Annotated in this window: 2 protein-coding genes; both read left to right on the top strand. The window is 64.5% G+C overall.

The window, feature by feature from the left end:
* On the top strand, positions 1 to 1,626 hold a 1,626-nt coding region (locus tag AC4FAH_RS14705), incomplete at its 5' end, for a hypothetical protein (protein ID WP_490246326.1).
* A gap of 33 nt (positions 1,627 to 1,659) precedes the next feature.
* Entirely contained in the window at positions 1,660 to 2,058 is a 399-nt protein-coding gene (locus tag AC4FAH_RS14700; protein WP_200019366.1) for a hypothetical protein, read from the top strand.
* Positions 2,059 to 2,115: the final 57 nt, after the last annotated feature.

The following is a 2,115-nucleotide window of genomic DNA, read 5'->3' as shown; positions in this document are numbered from 1 at the left end:
GCCAAGCAGGCAGCGGATGCGGCCGCCAAACGCCAGAAGGCACTGGAAAACGCCGCCACTTCCCTCGGTACCTCGCTGGGAGAGCTGTCCAGTGGTATTTCGGACAGCGAGCAGGAAGCCCTTGATGCCTTCGCCACGCTGGCGGCCAGTGGTGAATTGAGTGCGGCGCAGCTGGCGACGGCCTTCGATAAGGCGCAGGACAAGATTAAGTCTGACAAGGGTATCGCCGCCCTCAAGGATCAGGTCGATGGGCTGGTGAATGACGGCGTGACCGGTGCGGATGCCCTCGCGACCAAGTGGAAGTCTGCCGGTGCTCGTCTGGCCAAGGACATGGGCACCACCCTGGAGGAGATTCGCACCGGTATCACCGAGGCGGAACGCTCGGCCATTGATGCCTTCACCAAGATCGCCTCTACCGGCGAGCTATCCGCCAAGGAGCTGAGCCGTGCCTATGTCGGCGCCAAGGAGCAGATCAGCTCTGACGAGGGCATCAAGGCTTTCGGCGCGGTTCTCGATGGGCTGGTCAAGGATGGCGTGACCGGGGCTCGCACGCTCAAGGCGCAGTGGATCGAGGCGCAGGAAGCCACGGCCAAGGCAGCCCGGGACACGGGAAACAAGGCGCAGCAGGCCTCTGCCGACACGGCCAAGACGGTGGAGGCCTCTGTCACGCGCAGCGCCCAGACCATTGCCCAGCTGATGAGCAATGCCCTGCACGAGACGGAAGAGCAGATGCGGTCACTCAGTGACGCCGCCTATCAGGCCTTCGCGACTGACTGGGGCATCGACACCCAGGCCGAAGGTATCGAGGGCATGCAGGAGCGCATTGCCGAGCTGGATCATGAAATCGGTGATCTTCGCGACAACCTCGCTACCCGTCTCGACTCCACCGGCTTCACGGCCTGGATGACGGACCTCGCCACTACGTCACGTCAGACCGAGATCGCCTTCCTCGAGCAGAAGATCGCCGTGGAATCGCTGACCGACCAGATCGAGGCAGGGCGGGCGCCAGCCAGCGCACTCTCGCAGGACATGGATGATCTCTCCAGCCGCTTCGACTTGCTCGACGAGTCCGACCTTTCCGGCCTCGAAAGCTCGATTCAGTCGGTGCGCAGTCAGGTCGAGTCGCTGTCAGACAGCGTGAGTGACACCTTGGCCAGTCTGCGCTCGGAACTCGCCAGCCTGCAGGGCGATAGCGCCCAGGTGGAGGCGCTGCGCTATCAGCAGCAACAGGCCGAGCTTCAGGAGGCGCTCAACGCCGCCCGAGCATTGGGCGATGCTCAGACCATCAGCGCGGCGCAGGAGTCGCTGCGGCTGGCGGAACGCGCTCACGATCTTCGCCTTGAGGATATCCGCGCCCAGTCCGAGCAGGAGAAGCAGCAGGCATTGGCTGATGAGGCTGAGCGTCAGCGCAACGTGCAGGAGGCCGAGGTCACCCAGCGCGAGAACAACCGTGACGCCCAGAACCGTACCAGCCAGCTCACCCAGTCGGTACAGGCCCAGCGCCGCGTGGCGGTAGACCTCAACATCGGTAACGAGACCGTCACCCTCAACGGGGTAGACGAGCGCGAGGCCGATGCCTTCCTTGATCGATTGGCCCAAGCCTCACGCACAACGGCCCGCCGCTGATGGCGGGCGTTTCATTTCTATTGAGAGAACTCCATGGCGATCACCCTTGAGGGCATTGTGCTGCCCGATGACATCCAGTGGACCGATGAGCTGGTGTCCCACAGCGTCGGCCAGGTGCAGACGCCCACGCTGACCGGGGCACTCATCATTGAGGAATCCGCGCAGGCGGCAGGGCGCCCCATCACCCTCGCCAGCGGCAACGGGGCATGGGTAACCCGCGCCACCGCGTTGGCCCTCACTGAGCTGGCAGCCACGCCACGGCCCGACGGCACGCCCATGACGCTCATCTGGGGCGATGGGCAAACCTTCGATTGCGTGTTCGATCGTGCCAGTGGTGAGGCGGTCACGGCCACCGAGGTCTATCGCCTCGCCGCTGGCGGCCAGGGGCCGGATCACCCCTACACCATCACGCTGCGCCTGATCACCGCCTGATTCTCACCTTCCTGCTGGAGCCAGCCACATGGCCGACGACACGATTCACAGCGGCGA

Source organism: Cobetia sp. (assembly GCF_983723665.1).
The sequence above is the reverse complement of the archived record's forward strand: the minus strand, read 5'-3'. Positions and strand labels throughout refer to the sequence as shown.

Excerpts from the sequence above, each read along its gene's own strand:
- AC4FAH_RS14700 (WP_200019366.1), top strand. The coding sequence starts at position 1,660 with ATGGCGATCACCCTTGAGGGCATTGTGCTGCCCGATGACATCCAGTGG.